The sequence below is a fragment of the Thermogemmatispora aurantia genome, from assembly GCF_008974285.1.
GTDB lineage: Bacteria > Chloroflexota > Ktedonobacteria > Ktedonobacterales > Ktedonobacteraceae > Thermogemmatispora > Thermogemmatispora aurantia.
Genome location: NZ_BKZV01000003.1, coordinates 1 through 16,181, shown reverse-complemented (window position 1 = coordinate 16,181; position 16,181 = coordinate 1). Strand labels below are relative to the sequence as shown.

13 protein-coding genes are annotated in these 16,181 nt (G+C 61.3%); 7 read left to right on the top strand and 6 right to left on the bottom strand.

The window, feature by feature from the left end; all coding sequences use genetic code 11:
• Positions 1-12: 12 nt before the first annotated feature.
• Both KTAU_RS09860 and KTAU_RS09855 read right to left on the bottom strand, forming a co-directional pair.
• The gene (locus tag KTAU_RS09860; RefSeq protein ID WP_170293195.1) at positions 13-900 is read right to left on the bottom strand and encodes a class I SAM-dependent methyltransferase; all 888 of its coding nucleotides are present in this window, start codon (positions 898-900) and stop codon (positions 13-15) included.
• A gap of 547 nt (positions 901-1,447) precedes the next feature.
• Complete coding sequence (locus tag KTAU_RS09855) at positions 1,448-2,377, bottom strand: hypothetical protein (protein WP_151728235.1); 930 nt, start codon at positions 2,375-2,377, stop codon at positions 1,448-1,450.
• A gap of 613 nt (positions 2,378-2,990) precedes the next feature.
• On the opposite strand from KTAU_RS09855, the gene KTAU_RS09850 reads away from it, so the two are divergent.
• The 4 genes from KTAU_RS09850 (at position 2,991) to KTAU_RS09835 (ending at position 7,675) form a co-directional block, all read left to right on the top strand.
• On the top strand, positions 2,991-5,768 hold the full coding sequence (locus KTAU_RS09850; protein WP_170293194.1) for a PAS domain-containing protein: 2,778 nt from the start codon (positions 2,991-2,993) through the stop codon (positions 5,766-5,768).
• Positions 5,752-6,531: a response regulator gene (locus KTAU_RS09845; protein ID WP_223258182.1), complete on the top strand. Its 780-nt coding sequence runs from the start codon at positions 5,752-5,754 to the stop codon at positions 6,529-6,531. Before KTAU_RS09850 ends, KTAU_RS09845 begins: the two co-directional genes overlap by 17 nt.
• A 365-nt stretch (positions 6,532-6,896) precedes the next feature.
• On the top strand, positions 6,897-7,088 hold the full coding sequence (locus tag KTAU_RS09840; protein ID WP_052889015.1) for a hypothetical protein: 192 nt from the start codon (positions 6,897-6,899) through the stop codon (positions 7,086-7,088).
• Between the two features lie 392 nt (positions 7,089-7,480).
• Positions 7,481-7,675 (top strand): hypothetical protein, encoded by a 195-nt coding sequence (locus KTAU_RS09835; protein WP_151728233.1) that lies wholly within the window; start codon positions 7,481-7,483, stop codon positions 7,673-7,675.
• 100 nt (positions 7,676-7,775) lie between these two features.
• Here KTAU_RS09835 and KTAU_RS09830 read toward each other — a convergent pair whose 3' ends face one another.
• The 4 genes from KTAU_RS09830 to KTAU_RS09815 all read right to left on the bottom strand — a co-directional run bounded on the left by KTAU_RS09830 (position 7,776) and on the right by KTAU_RS09815 (position 12,244).
• Positions 7,776-8,390 (bottom strand): RNA polymerase sigma factor, encoded by a 615-nt coding sequence (locus KTAU_RS09830; protein ID WP_228026387.1) that lies wholly within the window; start codon positions 8,388-8,390, stop codon positions 7,776-7,778.
• Between the two features lie 204 nt (positions 8,391-8,594).
• The gene (locus tag KTAU_RS09825; RefSeq protein WP_112426747.1) at positions 8,595-9,365 is read right to left on the bottom strand and encodes an SDR family NAD(P)-dependent oxidoreductase; all 771 of its coding nucleotides are present in this window, start codon (positions 9,363-9,365) and stop codon (positions 8,595-8,597) included.
• Between the two features lie 175 nt (positions 9,366-9,540).
• Positions 9,541-11,547: a GNAT family N-acetyltransferase gene (locus KTAU_RS21550; RefSeq protein WP_170293193.1), complete on the bottom strand. Its 2,007-nt coding sequence runs from the start codon at positions 11,545-11,547 to the stop codon at positions 9,541-9,543.
• The gene (locus KTAU_RS09815; RefSeq protein ID WP_151728231.1) at positions 11,534-12,244 is read right to left on the bottom strand and encodes a CBS domain-containing protein; all 711 of its coding nucleotides are present in this window, start codon (positions 12,242-12,244) and stop codon (positions 11,534-11,536) included. The genes KTAU_RS21550 and KTAU_RS09815 overlap by 14 nt, the downstream gene beginning before the upstream one ends.
• Positions 12,245-12,576: 332 nt before the next feature.
• Between KTAU_RS09815 and KTAU_RS09810 the strand changes: the two genes are divergently transcribed.
• From KTAU_RS09810 to KTAU_RS09800, 3 genes are all read left to right on the top strand, one after another.
• Positions 12,577-13,698 carry a hypothetical protein gene (locus tag KTAU_RS09810; RefSeq protein WP_151728230.1) on the top strand — a complete coding sequence of 374 codons (1,122 nt, stop codon included), beginning with the start codon at positions 12,577-12,579 and terminating at the stop codon, positions 13,696-13,698.
• Positions 13,699-14,168: 470 nt separating this feature from the next.
• Positions 14,169-14,738, top strand: coding sequence for a COG4315 family predicted lipoprotein (locus KTAU_RS09805; RefSeq protein WP_151728229.1), 570 nt, complete (start codon positions 14,169-14,171; stop codon positions 14,736-14,738).
• 133 nt (positions 14,739-14,871) lie between these two features.
• Positions 14,872-15,690, top strand: a complete 819-nt coding sequence (locus KTAU_RS09800; protein WP_151728228.1) for a crotonase/enoyl-CoA hydratase family protein — start codon at positions 14,872-14,874, stop codon at positions 15,688-15,690.
• The last annotated feature ends 491 nt before the right edge of the window (positions 15,691-16,181 follow it).

The window sequence follows — 16,181 nt, the reverse complement described above, 5'->3', positions numbered from 1 at the left end:
CTGGCCTCTCGGTCAGGCCGCGGGATTCTCCCCCCAGGTCAGCAGGTGGAACCAGAGACCGCAGAATTCATCAAGCAGCAGCTCGGCCATCGCCTGCTGATAGCAGCGTTCGAAGATCTCCGCAGGGATCTCCGCCCATGTGCATACAAACTCCTGCACGAGCCTCCAAAATACCATAAAATGCTGATAGCCTCCGGTCTGAGCGGAGGCGCCGGTTGAGAAATCCACCACAAAGGGGCGATAGCCAATATTGCACCATCCCGCCGAGCGCAGCAGCTGGCCCAGGACGGCAGTGATTCCCAGAGTACGCCCATCGGGGGAGAAGCTATATCCCTTGCGCCAGAAGGCTCGGGCCAGCCAGGCAGAGAGCTGCTCAAAAGCGGGGCTGGTCGTCCAACACAGCTCGGCCTCGGTCAGGCGAATACTGCCGCCAGGACGAGTGACGCGGCGACACTCGCGCAGCAATGGCACCCAGGCCGAGGCGGGCATCATCCCCATCAGGAAACGGGCATTCACAAGATCGAAGGCATCGTCGGGGAAATCGAGGGGCTGCAAAGCGTCCATCACCACGAACTCGACATTCTCCAGGCCCCGCGACCAGGCCTGAGCCTGGGCATACTCTACAACTGCGGGACAGTTATCGATGCCGATCACCGTCACCTGTGGATAGGCATAGGCCACAGCCAGCGCCCAGCCGCCGGGGCCGCAGGCAACATCGAGGATTGTCTGAACAGCCCCCAGATCACCCCCACGCTCTGGGAAGAGGCCCCCCAGCTGCCGCGTAATCAGCTGCTCCAGGTGCATCGTCCGCGCCAGCTCAGCAGCATCGTCGGCCTCAATCACATAGGTTCCTCGCTCCCAACAAGGCCTTGGCCCACGCCTCACGCACTCATCACTCATGCAGGTCAAGCTCCCTTCACAGACACCCCAGGCAGGCATGCACACCGGTGGAGAGAACACGGCCACAGATGAGGACCAGCGGCCTCTCCCTCTTTGCTGTTTCCACCGGTCTTCTCCCCAGGGCAGCGAATCCCAGAGCAGAGCACAAGCCCGAACGGCCCTGGCTAAACCCTCGCTCGCCTCTTCAATCCCCAGCAGATCAGTCCTCATTGTAGCAGATTAGCCTTCATCTGACTACAGGCTTGGCCGTGTTTTGAGGGGGACTCACCAGGAGTTGAGCCGCTGGGCATGGCTCCTCCATAGCCAGCAGGATCTCCCTCAGCGGAGCGTCAGAGGGGCAAGCAAAGGAGAAGCGCCCTGGCCACATAACCACCACCCAGCCCAGTGTGGACGGGGAACAGCAGAGAGCGGAGTCGGCTGACCCCAGTTCAGCCCGACTTCGCCTCCAACCAGGGTTCAACCTCATAGCAACAAGGTAGCAAACGAGCAGTGAAGTCAGGGAGCTGCGGTCTTCCTCCGGGGTAGTGAGCGAGAGAGCGACTCGGCGCTAGCGACGCCGGCGATTGCGCCGTCCACGCTCGGAGGTCAGATGAGAGGAGCTGCGCCGGCGGCTTCGTTCCTCGCGCTGCAAGGCCAGATCAAGCGTCTCGTGCAGGCGTTCGAAATCGTCGACATCAAGCTGCAGCTCCACAGCTGGCGAATCATCGGAGCGGGCGCGTCCCTCTTCAAAGAGCTGCAGGACCATTACCAGCTCCACCTCAAACTCTACCACTTCCTCCTCACCCACCTCCTCCTCGACCCCTTCGGCTCCTGGCTCCTCGGCTGCTTCTTCCTCCGTTCCTTCCTCTTCCTCCGGAGTCTCTTCCTCTTCCTCGGGGAGATCGGCCTGAGTAAAGATAATGTTGGTGCGCGCGCAGCGGAAACGCCCGTTGAGCTTGAGAGCATCTGTGGCCATCTCTTCAGCCAACTCCCGCACCACATCCATCATTTGGGTAAAAGCATCTTGCAGCTGCTCCAGCGCCCCCTCCTCCTCAGCGCTCAGCTCTCCCTCTTCCGCCAGCAACTCGCCGCGCTCCGCAGCGCCAGAGGAGGAGCTGGCCTCGGGTAAGCGCTGCCGCGCCAGTTCGTTCAGGCGGTCCAGTGCCTGGGCGAGGGAGGGAGAGAAAGTACTTGCGCTGCTCTCTCGCTCTGTTGCATCGTCAAAATGCTTTTCATCAATTGAACGGCTACTGTGCTCCTTCTCGAGATGATCTTCATCCTCATCTTCAAACTCAACGTCTAGACCAACAGCCGCCTCCACCGCAAGGATCTGCTGATGCAGCTGTTCAGCGACCTCACGGCTCATATACGCCTGGATACGGGCCTGCCGGGAGGCGGCCACCAATTGGAAAGGGGGCCAATCGCGGTAGCGCTCCCGGCCACGCAGATAGCGCACCTCGACCACCCCGAGGGTATCCAGCCGCAGCGAAAGCTCCATGAATCCCTCCTCGCAGAACGAACCGGCTGCGCCACCGAGCTTCTTTGACCAACCAATAGCCCAGAGGGCAGCCGCCATGTGATTCGCGGCCCCGTCCCGCCTGGCGAGCGCTTTCACCCACTCTTTACTCCGGCGCTGGAGGAGAGGTGGGCTTCATCTTGCAGGCAAACAGGCAGGCGAACACCGCCGGCCTCATGCGGCACAAAAGGACCCGGAAGGTCGTACGCTTCAGGGTTGCAGTACTCTCTCGGGAGTTGACATCATCATACCACAAACCGTCCCCTTTGGCACCGCGCTTTGCTAATCTCTGCTGTGCCAATAGGAGACCTGGTTTATCGGTCTATCTGGGTCTTCGCAGCCCGGAGGCCAGCCACAACTGCTGGCGACTAGTGCCAGGGGAGGCAGCGAGCAGCCAGGCGAGGTGGTTGGGCCTGTCCTCCTGGCTCACAGTCACCGTCTGCAGGCGATATAATATTGTGTAGTGGGGAGGAGGGAACGAGAGCAAGAACGCCGTCCTGGCGGGCGGCGATGTGTGGGGCGTGTCTTTTCCAGTCCAGGTCAGGTAGAGACCCGGCGTGGCTAGAAACCCCGACCTATGGAGCCAGAGCCATCTGTGCAACTTGAACAAATCCTGGGACACATTGCGGTCGGAGCCGCAGTCCTGGATGGTACTGATTTGCGTGTTCTCTACATCAACCAGTACCTGGCCTCGCTGCTGAGCGAGCCGTGGCGCTCGCAAGGAGTGCTCGGTCATCGTCTGTCTGAGATCCTGCCCCCAGAGCTGGCCTCCACGGCTATGCCCCATCTGTGGCGGGCCTGCTCCTTGCGCCAGAGCCTGGTCTTCCAGGATGTCCCCTATGAAGGACTGCTGGCCAGTCGTGGGCGCACCTATTGGCGCATCTCCCTGATCCCTGTGACCTGGGAGAGCCAGCGAGAGGCCCTGTTGGTCACCGTGGAGGACGTGACCAGCCAGGTACGCTCACGCTTGTTGCTGAAGGCCATGCAGCACATCTCCGCAGCCATTGCTGGCCCCTTTGCCCTGCCCGAGGTGCTAGACCGCATCTTGCAGGCTGTTCAGGAGATGGTCGGTTCGACCCGCTGCGCGATCTTGCTGCTGGAGCCAGTCACCGAGGTCGAGACCGCGCTGCCAGATATTGCTCAGCCGCGTCCCCCCATGCACCAGGAGTCCGTTGAGAGTGAGCCGCTGGTCACTCTAGCGGCGCAGAAAGGGCTACATCCCAGTGCCCAGCACTGGCGCCCGCGCCTGACTGAGCGTCTGCTGCTCAGTCGCGCCTTGCGCGAACAGCGAGCGCTGATCATCGAGGATACCAGCAGTTGCCCAGAGCTAGAGCTACCGCTCCTTGACGACGATGGCCTTCCACGCCGACCCGGTTCCGTGCTCTGTGTACCGATCTTTGATCCCCATCCCGAGCAGATGAGACCCATGGAGGGCCACGGCCCCTTGGGCCAGCGGGCCGGCGACCGTCCGGCAGTTGTGGGAACGATCGAGGTGTATCACCGACGGGCCCGTGGTTTCCCTGCTGAGGAGGTCGAGCTGCTAGAGCAGTTCGCCCGCCAGGCTGGTCTGGCTATTCATAATGCGCGCCTCTTTTTCCGCATCGATAGTCTGGCCCGCATGGCGAGTCGCAATGTGCGCCAGCGCGAGAATATTATGCAGGCCATTCCCGACGGGGTGGTGATCTACGATGCCCGCTGGCGCGTGGCGGATATCAATCACGCTGTGCGCCGTCTCTTTGGCTGGAGCGATGAGGCCCTGGGGCTGCCGATCTGGGAGGCCCTGGCCCGCAGTCAGGCTCGCTTTGAAGAGGCCCTGCCCCGTGGGCCGGAGGATATTCCAGCCCTGGAGCGCCGTGCTCTGGAGCAGAGCGTCGACGAGATCAAGGTCATCGGGGCCGATGGCCATCCCTACGTCATCCGCCGTTCCTATGCTCCCATCCATGACGCAGTCGGTGATATCTTCGCTTTCATCGTCATCTATCACGATGTAACCGAGCAAGCTGCCGCCCGCGAGCGCATCGAGGCCGAAGTTATCGCCCGCACCCTGGAGCTGGCTCAACGCAATCAAGCGCTCCAGGAGGCCAAAGCTGCCCTAGAGGAGGAAGGCGCTCGCATGCAGACGCTCCTTGAACGCTTACCTTCGGGCGTGCTCTTGATCTCCAAGGAGGCCCGTGAGCGCCCAAGGATCAGCATCATTAACCGTCAGGCCGCCAGACTCCTGCGCCGGATGGGAGTACCCGAGGCCCAGCTGGATAATCCGGAGGAGGTCATCCGCTGTCTGGCCGGACGGGCGAGCGAGGAAATCATCGACCGCATCAATGTCTATGGCCCCAATGGCGAGCTGGTACCAGCCGAGGAGCGGCCCCTGGCGCGCGCCCTCTTCCGAGGTGAGGCCAGTGAGAGCGAGCTGCACCTGAGCCAGCCCGATGGCAGCATGCTCTTTCTGCTGGCTAGCGCGGCCCCGCTGCGAGCCTCCGATGGGACGATCAGCGGAGCGATCCTGGTCTGGCACGATATTACGCGCATGAAGGAGCTGGAGCGCGAGCGCGAAGATTTCTTTACCACGATGGCCCACGAGCTGAAAACGCCGCTGGCCAATATCCGCGCTCACCTGAGCGTCCTCCAGGCCGACGACCTGCGCTGGTCAGTGGAAGAGCAGCGCGACTTTCTGCGTACCGCCGATGAGCAGGTTGAGCGTCTGGTCAGCATGGTCAACCAGTTCCTGGATGCCGCCCGGGTGGAGGCTGGCGCCTTACGCCTGGAGCTGGAGCCGGTGCTGCTCTCTGAGCTGGTCGAGGATCTGCAGGAGCGCCTGGAGGCCCTCATCGCCAGCTCGCACCGCAGTCTGGATGTGCGGGTCCCTCCCCAGTTGCCCACTGTTCTGGCAGACTATGAGATGATTATCCGCGTCCTGACGAACCTGCTCAGCAATGCCTTTTACCATGCGCCAGAAGGCGATACTGTCCTGCTGGAGGCTGAGCAGGTCAGCCCCCGCGAGGTGGAGATCCGCGTCACCGACCACGGCCCTGGCCTGACTCCTGAGCAACAGGAAGAGCTGTTCACTCGCTTCAGTACCTTTGCCGCCAGTCGTCGCCCGGCGGCAGACCGTCCGGGTCAACCGGTCCGCGATCGGCGCCGGGATAGCGCCCGCTGGAGTCCAGGTACAGGCTTGGGCCTCTACATTAGCCGCGGTATTATCGAAGCTCACCAGAGCACCTTAACGCTCCACAGCAGCCCTGGTCAGGGGACCACCTTTGCCTTCCGCCTGAGCATCGCCGGCGAGCCAACAGTCGCCCAGCCGCTGCTACCCGCCTCAGCCCCGCGCGGTAATACAACCGGCTCCAGGGAGGGTGCGCATGATGTCAGCTTCTGAGCGCGAGAAAAAACCATGCATTCTTTGTGTAGAAGATGATCCACAGATGAGTGCTTTTCTGCGCGCGCAATTGAAGGCGCGAGGTTTCCAGGTGCAAACAGCCCGCGACGGGGCCCAGGGTATCGAGCTGGCAGCGCTGGTGCAGCCGCAGCTGGTGTTGCTCGATTTATCCTTACCGACGCTGGACGGCCTGGCTTTTCTGCGCCGCCTGCGCGAGTGGAGCAACGCCCCTGTGATTGTACTTTCGGCTCACGACGAGGAGCCGGTCAAAATTAAGGCTCTCGACCAGGGCGCCGATGACTACTTGACCAAGCCTTTCAGTATCAACGAGCTGCTGGCGCGCGTGCGCGTGGCTTTGCGCCGAGCCTCTGAGACGGAGCGACTACTGAGCAGCCTGGGGCAGGGGGGTACCAGCCCCAGCACGCCCGTCTATCGCTGCGGCGGGCCTGGAGGACTGGAGGTAGATTTCGCTCGCCGCAAGGTACGCTCCGGCGGCAAGGAAGTGCATCTGACTCCAACCGAGTACGATTTGCTCTACGAGCTGACGCGCAATGCCGGCAAGGTGCTTACGCACCGCGAGCTGCTCCAGCGCGTCTGGGGGGCCGATTATGTTGGAGAAACGACCTATCTGCGTACCTTCATCCGCCACCTGCGCCGCAAACTGGAGCCCGACCCTGCCCACCCGCGTTTCTTACATAATGAGCCAGGCGTCGGTTACTTCGTTCCTCCGCCGGATGCCCCCCTGCTCGGCAATTTATCGTAGGCAGGAGGATCTCTTTAGAGCAATTAGCGCACAAAGATCAACCTTCACAGGATTTTCACAGCCACCCTCGCCGTGTTCACACATTTGTCACTCGCGGTAATGTATACTCTGTAGCAGAGAAGCTGACAGTGACTGCCTGTTCTCTACGACGGGAAGAAAGGAGTGTCTGCTTGAGCGCCCACAGGCAGGTTTCCTTGAAGACTGGACGAGGCGCTCAATGCCTGGATGAAGAAGATCGCTATCAGTGGCCTAAGTCTTATGCCAAGCAGGCTCTTCAGAGACGGGTTGGGTCGCAGGTAGGCCTGTTGACCCCGCTCTGGTGGAGTTGATCACCCGCCCGCTTGCCAGTGAAGAAGGAGGACCACATGCAGGACCGCAAAGATGATCGTGAGATACTGCGCCGTGGCGGCTTTGATGAGGTAGAGATGCGCCGTCTGGCCAGGCTCCGCGAGGAGTATGCCGAGAGGGAACAGCAACAGGCTCTTGCAGAACATCGCCGCTTGGAGTTTGTCCGCTGGCTTGTTGCGAGGGGGAAGTTGAGCGATCAAATTGCGTGAGGCGAGGCGGCACCGATCACTCTCAGAGAGAGAGGCCCGTGCCAGAGGAGATCGGGCAGAGAGTCGGAAGAGTCTGCTCTAGCAAGAGGATTGGCCAGACCAGGCAAGATCAGGCATTCGTCTCATCCTCTTCGGTGCCATGGACCTTACAGCCGAGGGCAGCCCCGGCCTTGCCTACCAGCAGGGCAGGTAGATGCTGCCCTCTTGCGTTGATCCGCCGTCAGTGATGGCCGTGGCTCTCCCCAGAAGAACCTTCTTCCTCTGTTCCATTACTGCCTGCTGTGATCCCTTCCTCGCCCGTCCGTTCGTCTCCCTTCTCTGTTGGAGTGATGCTTCCCTGGCTGGATAGGAGGCTGCTGGTGCTCAGCATTGGATACCAGAGGAGGAGCCGAATGACGCGCGAGAGCGAGGATGCGCTCGATGACCTCCGGCGGGGGATCAAGACGCGGCAGGTGCTCTATGAAGAGACGGTCCAGCTCATCAAACTCTTCTTGCGGCTCTTCCCCTTCCCGCCCTTCTATGGCCGGTTGAGGCGATCGCTCGCGCTGCTCCCGCATAAGCAAATTCCCCCGGATGTTGTTCCTTAGCTCGCTCGTGCTCTGCTATGTACAACGAACAACATCCAGGGGAAGTTTCACAAGGCAGGGCTTGCCCGCCACCTGTGGGTCATGGGGAGAAGCATGGAGCTTAGGCCAGGGTAGCAGTGATCTTGCCTGTGTACTCGCGCAAAGCCGTCCGCAAGAGCGGCTTGGCGCGCTGGAAGTAGGTTTTGGCCGTTGCCTCGGGCATCTGCAGCGTCTGGCCAATTTCGGCGAAGCTGAGCTGGGCCAGGTAGCGCAAAAGCACCACAGCCCGGAAGCGTGGCGGCAAAGTCTGAATGGCTTCGCTCAGGAGACGCTGGAGATCGTGATGCTCAGCCAGTTCCTCCGGCAACGGGCAGCCATCGGGCAGAGTGTCCAGCGGCGACAGCTCGTCTTCGTCCGTGCTCCCTTCCAGCTCAGAGAAGTGGACCGCACGCTTGCGCCTCAGTTCATCGAGACAGCGATTGCGTGCTACCTGGAAGAGCCAGGCTTTCAGCGGCTCACCGGTGCGCAGCTTCGGAAGCGAGATGTAGAGTTGCAAGAACACTTGTTGCAGAGTATCACACGCCTGGTCATAGTCGCCGAGAAAGTGGTAGATAAAGCTAAACAGAGGCGTCTGATAGCGCTTTAAGAGCATCTCAAAGGCCTGCTCATCGCCGGCCAGAGCTTTTTGGGCCAGAATACCATCTATATTGACCGCAGGGCGTTCTTGTTTTGCCATCTTTTCGTTTCCTCGTTGCTCTTCGTCCATTTTCCTTCTTGCTAGACAGAAGAGTACCGTTTTTCCGAGCGGATTACAAGGCATTCTGGCCCAAATAAGCTCTGCAGTAACAGGCTCTAAGCAGAAACTAAACCGGGAAGCGCCTTTCTTAGGGCTTTTTAAGCTTTGCATGCCGGCTGCTGATGGCCCGCATGCTCTCGCGAGCTAGATATTAGAACGAGACTGGGCGCCGTCGACAGGAATGCAGGCCCCGCTGACCAGCGAGGCCGCAGAGGAGGCCAGGAAGACGACGACAGCCGCCACCTCCTCAGGAGTACCGAAGCGGCCTAGCGGCAGCTCGCTTTTCACGAAGGCTTCGATGCTCTCAGGATCAGCCTGGCGCCGGCGGTCCCAGGAGCTGCCGGGGAAGAGCAAGGAGCCGGGCGCGACGCTGTTCACCAGAATGTTGTTGGGAGCAAACTGGCGGGCCAACGACTTGGTGAGGCTGATGGAAGCAGCTTTGAGGGCATTGTAGGCGGGCCGTCCGCCCGATTCGCGCCCGAAAATGGAGGAGATGGCAATGATGCGTCCCCCTCCCTGGCGGCTCATTATGGGGGCCACGAGGCGGGCAAAGTGACTGAGCGCCAGGACATTGAGGGCCAGAGCGTCGTGCCAGTCTTCATCGCTGGTATCAAAGATGGTCTGACCGCGGGCCCCACCGGCGTTATGGACCAGGATATCTATGCGCCCATAACGATCCATAACGTCCTGCACACTACGCTCGATGTTCTGAGGGATCATGAGGTCAGCAGCGATCGTCAAGACCTCCACGCCGGCGCCGCGCAGCTCTTCAGCGGTTTCTTCCAGAGCTTTGCGTCCTCGGGCGATGATGGCCAGTCGACAGCCTTCAGCGCCCAGGGCACGGGCAATGGCTTTGCCTACCCCACGACTGGCACCCGTCACAATGGCGACTTTTTCTTCCAGTCCCAGATCCATAGACAGGCCTCCACGAACGATTAGTAACTGAGCCAGGAGCTAGCTGGCTGTTGCTCTCTGAGGAGTGCAAGAGTGGACAAGCAGGCGCGTACGGCAAAGCCTCGCCTTCGGGGCGAGGGAGCCTCTTCCGCTGAGAGGAGTGCTATGCCGCTCTCGCCGTCCCTCACTGCCCAGCTCAGAAACGGGGGAGCTGTGGTGTACTCAGGACTCGGCTGAAGAATTGGCTAACAATGCGCTGGTCGGCCCGGCTGCCGACGCGCACTAGCAAGACATTGGCCGGATCCATTGCAATGTTCGGCTCGTTGGTAGGATACTCCTTAAAGCCCTGAGAGCCAAAGAGCTTGATAAGCATCTCCCGGTAGCGATAGATTGACAAGCCAGTACCCTCGATATCCCAGTGCCAGGAGAGGCCAACGGCAAAGAAGATCAGGTCCTCACGAGCTTCCAGATCGAGCGCAAAGGCCAGCAGATTGCGCGCAATGCCCAGGCCGCGCCAGTCACGGCTGACCTCGATGGCCACCTCATACACCTGCTCCAGCCCCTCCCACCAGGCATCACCGGGGGCCAGCGTCACCTCGCCGACAATCTCACCTCCCGAGGTATGGGCAAGTGCCAGGGCGCAGTCGGCCCGCCGCGCAATCTCCAACAGCAGGCGATGCTCGCGCTCAGGCAGACGTGTGAAGGAACAAAGGCCATTGGAGGGGCGCAAGCGCTCGACGAGCGAAGGAGGACAGAAGTCACGCAGGAGAACAGGGCCGCGCGGTGTCTGCAAGGTCTGGCTGCGCGAGGGAGTATCAGCGCCGCGCAGGTGAAGCAGGTCGAAAAGGCCCGTCAGCGGCGAGCGCTGGCGCAGCGGGGGGAAAGCCGGTCGTACCGCGGGTGGCACCGCCAGATGGCGCACGAGAGAGGCCGTATGGCGGTTGGCCCGCGTGATCTCTTGGAGGCGCGGCACCGGCGGGAAGTGATCTGGCAGGTCTTCAAAGGTAGTGGGGAAACCGCTCTCCTGCTGCGGCTTGCCCATCACCTCCCAGGTCTCGCGTTCGCGCTCGCGCATCGCTTCCCACGAGGGGCGCCAGCGTTCGACCCAGCTTGTCGGTAGCTGAGCAGGCAGTGGCCGACCAGACATTTCCGCCCAGACGAGGGCCCAGGCCCGTGGCACAACGCGATAGGGATCATAGCCACCTCCGCCAACAGCGACCCAGCGCCCGCCACAGTAGCGGTGGGCCAGCTCGTGCACCAGTCGCACCTGGGCCTGCAAGGCGCGTGTGGTCAAGGCCAGGTGAGTCAGTGGGTCCCAGGCATGGGTATCGCAGCCGTGGTTGCTGATAATCACGTCTGGGGCGAAAGAGAGGGCCAGCGGTGGCAGCAAGTTCTCTATGACCTCAATATAGGAGTCATCCTGTGTAAAAGGCTCCAGAGGCACATTGACTGAATAGCCACGCCCCAGCCCATTCCCCAGTTCCAGGACATCGCCGGTGCCGGGGAAGAGGTAGCGACCCGTTTCGTGGAGCGAGACCGTCAAGACGCGCGGTTCATCGTAAAAGGCGCGCTGTACTCCATCGCCATGATGAGCGTCGAAATCGATATAGAGGACCTTGGCCTCGCTGGCGCGCAGCACGTGGGCGATGGCCACCGCCGCATCATTATAGACGCAGAAGCCCGAGGCGCGACTGGCCCAGGCATGGTGCAGGCCGCCGCCCGGGTGGAAGACATGCACAGGCCGTCCCTCGGGGGAGGCGAACTGACCGCCCTCGGGCAGGCCGAGCACAGCGCTCATAGCGACCAACGTCCCGCCGGCGATCATCGCCGAGACCTCATGCATCTCAGGCATAATCGGCGTGTCGCCATCGCCGAAGCCATAGCGGAAAGCTTGCTGTTCCAGCTCCTGTCGTTGCTGGGGAGGAAGGGCAGGCAGCCTGGCCGCGGAGGCCCCGAGCTGTTGGACCGCTGCCAGGTAGTCGTCGGTATGGATCAGCCGCAGCTCATCGAGGGAGGCGGGGCGGATCGGAAGATGCAGCAGGGGATCGCCCTGGTGCCAGAGCTGGCAGGTTTCCAGCAGGTCTAGCAAGGCCCGCATACGGTCCGCCTGCAGGGGATGATCGGCCCCAAAATCGTAGTGGAGTTCCAGCGGGTCAAAAGCCAGGCAAACGCGGGGGTGGGAAGCGAGATCAGGCATTGTCATGGCGGCGCTCCTCTAGAGCAAGATCGGGAAAGGTGTACTCGATGCCCTCGTCCTGCAGGCGCATCAAGAGAGGGGCCGGGTTAATAGTGCCCAGGCGGACGGTCGCTGTGTGCGGCTGGCCGTTTCTGGGCGGAACCACAACCAGGCTGCGGACTTGCACATGCAGCTCGGCGGCCAGGAGCAAAAGACGGGCCAGCGGGGTGGGATTGCCAGCAGTGAAGGGGATCAGGAGCTGCATCCCTGGCTCGAAGGCCCCCAGAGCACGAGCGAGGGCAATGAGAAGATCGCTGCGCGTCAACAGGCCGACCAGGAGCGCGCGCGTGCGCTGCTCGTGCTGCTCGTACTCCACGACCGGCAAACCGTTGAGTCCGCGTTCGACCAGTAGCTGGGCGGCGGCGGCGACGCTGGTAGTGGGGGTCACGCAAACGGGACTGCGATCCATGACCTCCTGTACACGCCGCTCTTGCCAGGGCTGCTGACCCGAGGCGGCGACGGCCAGGTCGATGTCCTGGGAGGTCAGCAGCCCCTCCAGATAGAGAGGCTTCACCGCACCCGTGAAGCCGAAGATGGCCGGCTCCCCCTGAACCACTGGCAGATGATGGAACTGAAACTGGCGCAGTAGCGTGGCAGCATGCCCGAGGGTATCGTCGGGGGTCACTGTGATCAGCTTTCTGGTCATGACATCTTTGACAAGCATGGCGGGCCCTCCTCCTTTGCCGAGCCGCACCGGCGGCGTTCGTCACTCCGGGAAACTGATAGAACGACCTTCAGCCGTCTTTATGATAGCATATGGCCACGGAGAGAGCGCCATATCCCTGCCCCACCGCCTTCCGCTTCACTGGCCCCCCTGGGGAACTAGCCTATCTGGGGGAGAGAGCACCGAAGACTGTCCCTGCTCCGTTCCCATCTGTAGTATCCTGTTCAGGAGGAGGTAAACCGTTCCTCCAGGACACTCCTTACCGGTCGATCACTGTTAGTCGTTTCTGGGAAAGAGAGCAGGGGTTTTTGAGGAGGACCTGGATCAGCACGATGACTCTGACAAAACGCCCCAACCGGGGGGAGGCGCTCAGCAAGATTCCTACCAGGCCCCTGGAAGGGACCCTACCAGGTCCTGGTCCGCGTGGCTCCAGGAAGACCTCTGTCCTAGTGGGGCTTTTCTTCGGACTACTCCTGCTGCCGATGCTGGTAGCCGGAACAGCGCTGGCCTGGCAACTAGTGGCTCGCCAGCAGCGGCCCTCGGCGCTGCTTAATGAGGAGCGCCTGGGTGAACGCGCAGAGCCAATCCAACCCTTCGATCCTAATCAGGGGGCGATTCTTCCACGCTACCGGGTGGTGGCGTTCTACGGTATTCCTGGCGCCCCCGCGACCGGGCCAGCCTACCAGCTCAGCACTCAGATGCTGGCCCGCCTGCAAGCCCAAGGGGCGGTTTATGCCCGACTTGATCCCACACACCCCGTGAAGCTGGCCATTGATCTGGTGGCCAGCGTACCCGACCGCTATCCCGGTCCCGAGCAGACCTACAGTCATCACCTGGACCCGACAACCATCGAGGCATACATCCGCTTCTGCCAGCAGCACAATCTGCTGCTGTTTTTAGATCTGAGCTTCGGCCAGGCTCCCGTAATGCAGGAGTTACGTTTCTTTCTGCCCTATCTGGAGCACTACAGCTTTGTAGAGCTGGCGATTGACCCCGAGTGGATGTTCCCGCGACACAACGGTATTCCAGGCGTCAACCTCAGTAACGTGCGCGCTTCCGACCTGAATCCGGTCATTGAGACGCTGGCAGCTCTACCGATGCAGTACCATGTGCCGCGCAAGATCCTGGTGATTCACCAGTACCGCGGCGATGGAGATGGCTTGAAGAATCCGTATGACGCTTCGATGGCCGAATTCGCGGATAAGCGTAATTTGCTCTACGATCCGCGCGTCGACGTGGTGATCCATGTGGATAGCGTCGGCGGCTACCGTGGCGATCAGCAGGATAAGATTCGTCAATACAGGATGTGGGTAGAGGAGGATATGCAGAAGTATCATAATTTCCGTTACGGTGGCTTCAAGCTCTTCTACCACATCGAGGCGCGTACTCTGATGACCCCTGCTCAGGTGCTCGCACTGCAGCCACCACCAATGGTGATTTCCTACGGGAATTAGTCTCGTCGCGCCCCGGAGCCTGCAGGGTGCCGGTCTTGCACCGGGCCCCGGGTGCCTTCCCCGTTTGTCTGTTCCCCTGGGCCGGCGAGCCGGCTCACGCGATCGTGCCACACATTGGAGGCTGTCTGTATCCTTGGGAGTTGGATACCTGCCCGGCACCCAAGGACGGAGGTCGAACTGGGCCCGCTTCACTACAAGGCCAGTGTTGTGTGAACTCTCCTGCTCGACGAGTAAACAGCGATCCTGGCTGAATCAAGTCAGCCCCCTGTGCGGCTGATCCGCTGACACTATTCATTGCAGGGCTGCTACAGCTGCTATGCCAGGAAGGAAGCCACCCATCGATTGTAGAGCAGTCCTCGACGTGGATCTGGATACCTGTAACCTGCAAGCGTACGACTTAAGCAGAGAGCATAGTAGCCGGGCCACTCCTCAACCGGCTTTCCATCCCTGCTCTAGACGCTGGAGGGTCAATGATGCGACAGTTTCGCTCGACGACGCTGAGGCTCTGTTTGCTGATACTGGCAGCTGGAATCGTGCTGGCTGCCTGCGGTAGCAGCACCTCGAGCACAGGGACAAGTAGTACGACCAGTAATACAAGTACAAGCGGATCGATGACCGCGACGCCGACGACGGCAAGCATGCCGGGCAGCGTGGTCGTGAAGGTAGCCACGATCTCGCTCAACGGTCTGTCTACAGCGATTCTGACAGATACGCAGGGCAAGACGCTCTACTACTTCACCCCGGATACGCCAACGCAGTCGGCCTGTACGGGCGGCTGTGCCAGTACCTGGCCTCCGCTGCTGTTCCAGGGAAGTGGTTCTCCCCAGAGCGCGTCTCCTCTGCCTGGTAAGCTCAGCGTAGTCCATGACGCCCACGGTCAGCAGGTGGCCTACAATGGGCACCTGCTCTATAGATACGCCGGTGATACAGCGCCGGGGCAGGCGCATGGCAATGGCATTGGAGGACGCTGGTTCGTAGCCACGCCTTCCCTATCGGTGTTGGCAACTCCCACGCCCGGCGGCAGCCAATATAAATACTAGGCGGTGGCAGTTGCTAGACAAGCGGTGGTCCGAGAGGATAGAGTGAATGAGACGGATTGAGCGAGGCCAGCCCATAGGTCTCCCTCATCGATTGTCTGTATACCTCATGCGTAGAAGAAGGAGACGAGCAACGATGTCCGAATCCTCCGAGACGACCGCGACAAGTGACCCTGGCGAAGCCAGGCCGCTGCTGGTGGAGCGGCAAGGAGCGGTTTTGATTGTGACGCTGAATCGCCCAGCGAGCCGGAACGCCATCACGATAGAGCTGGCTACTGCCTTGCTAGAGACGTTCCGCAGCTTTGACAGCGATCCGGAGCTGGCCGTGGCGGTCCTGACAGGGGCTGGTGGCAGCTTTTGCTCCGGCTTCGACCTGAAGGAACTGGCAGCCGGGCATGCTCCCAGGCTTGACAGTGAGGATGCCGGCCCACTGGGGCCGACGCGTCTGCTCTTGCAGAAGCCAGTGATTGCGGCTATTGAAGGCTATGCTGTGGCTGGCGGCCTGGAGCTGGCGCTCTGGTGCGATCTGCGGGTGGCCGCAGAGGATGCCATCCTGGGGGTCTACAATCGTCGCTGGGGTGTGCCTCTCATCGATGGGGGAACAGTGCGCCTGCCTCGCTTGATTGGCCAAAGCCATGCGCTTGATCTGATCCTGACCGGACGCGGTGTCTCGGGCGAGGAGGCCTGGCGCATGGGCCTGGTCAACCGCCTGACACCTCACGGCGAGGCTCTGCCTACAGCGCTGGCCCTGGCCAATGATCTGGCACGCTTTCCTCAGCAATGCCTGCGCTCCGATCGGCGCTCTCTCTATGAGCAATGGTCTCTTCCTCTGCCAGAGGCCCTGCTCCTTGAGGCCGGCTACGGTCTCAGGACGCTCCAGTCGACAGAGGCCCAGACCGGGGCCAGGCGCTTCGTTGAGGGACATGGCCGCCACGGACGCTACGATGATCTGTGATGTGAGGTCCTTGAGGCGGGCCCGCTCGCGTCCCTACGTACCTCTGGTTTCTCTGCGCAGAGAGAGCAGGTTAGGCTCCTCCTTCTACTCCCCCCTGCTCCTCTGCCCCTTTCTCCCCTTCCTTTCCTCCCCCTCCCTTGACAAAATGCGCTCTGTACAGGTATATATGTATCCGTAACCGTTTACGTAATCGTTTACGGTACCGCTTGCGGCATGCAAGTGAGGGGTACTCGCCCTCGCATTCTGCCGAAATCAGGGATGGTTTCGCGGAGCGGGGAGCGCAGGAGTAGTAGCACAATGAAAGGAAAGCAAGGAAAGCTATGGCATCACAGGTACCCAGGCGCCAGCGTCCGTGGGGACGCAAGCAGCTGCTGGCGATCCTGGCGCTGCCCGTCCTGCTGCTGACGGGCTTCTTTGGCGGTCAGGCGCGGGTGCAGGCCGCCAGCTACTGCCAGGTCAGCTACAGCGTCGTCAGCCAGTGGCCAGGGGGC

What these genes read in the sequence shown, in the direction of transcription:
- KTAU_RS09860 (WP_170293195.1), bottom strand. Translation starts at nt 900, where the DNA reads ATGAGTGATGAGTGCGTGAGGCGTGGGCCAAGGCCTTGTTGGGAGCGA.
- KTAU_RS09835 (WP_151728233.1), top strand. Translation starts at nt 7,481, where the DNA reads ATGACGCGCGAGAGCGAGGATGCGCTCGATGACCTCCGGCGGGGGATC.
- KTAU_RS21550 (WP_170293193.1), bottom strand. Translation starts at nt 11,547, where the DNA reads ATGACAATGCCTGATCTCGCTTCCCACCCCCGCGTTTGCCTGGCTTTT.
- KTAU_RS09830 (WP_228026387.1), bottom strand. Translation starts at nt 8,390, where the DNA reads ATGGCAAAACAAGAACGCCCTGCGGTCAATATAGATGGTATTCTGGCC.
- KTAU_RS09815 (WP_151728231.1), bottom strand. Translation starts at nt 12,244, where the DNA reads ATGCTTGTCAAAGATGTCATGACCAGAAAGCTGATCACAGTGACCCCC.
- KTAU_RS09810 (WP_151728230.1), top strand. Translation starts at nt 12,577, where the DNA reads ATGACTCTGACAAAACGCCCCAACCGGGGGGAGGCGCTCAGCAAGATT.
- KTAU_RS09805 (WP_151728229.1), top strand. Translation starts at nt 14,169, where the DNA reads ATGATGCGACAGTTTCGCTCGACGACGCTGAGGCTCTGTTTGCTGATA.
- KTAU_RS09800 (WP_151728228.1), top strand. Translation starts at nt 14,872, where the DNA reads ATGTCCGAATCCTCCGAGACGACCGCGACAAGTGACCCTGGCGAAGCC.
- KTAU_RS09845 (WP_223258182.1), top strand. Translation starts at nt 5,752, where the DNA reads ATGATGTCAGCTTCTGAGCGCGAGAAAAAACCATGCATTCTTTGTGTA.
- KTAU_RS09825 (WP_112426747.1), bottom strand. Translation starts at nt 9,365, where the DNA reads ATGGATCTGGGACTGGAAGAAAAAGTCGCCATTGTGACGGGTGCCAGT.
- KTAU_RS09855 (WP_151728235.1), bottom strand. Translation starts at nt 2,377, where the DNA reads ATGGAGCTTTCGCTGCGGCTGGATACCCTCGGGGTGGTCGAGGTGCGC.
- KTAU_RS09840 (WP_052889015.1), top strand. Translation starts at nt 6,897, where the DNA reads ATGCAGGACCGCAAAGATGATCGTGAGATACTGCGCCGTGGCGGCTTT.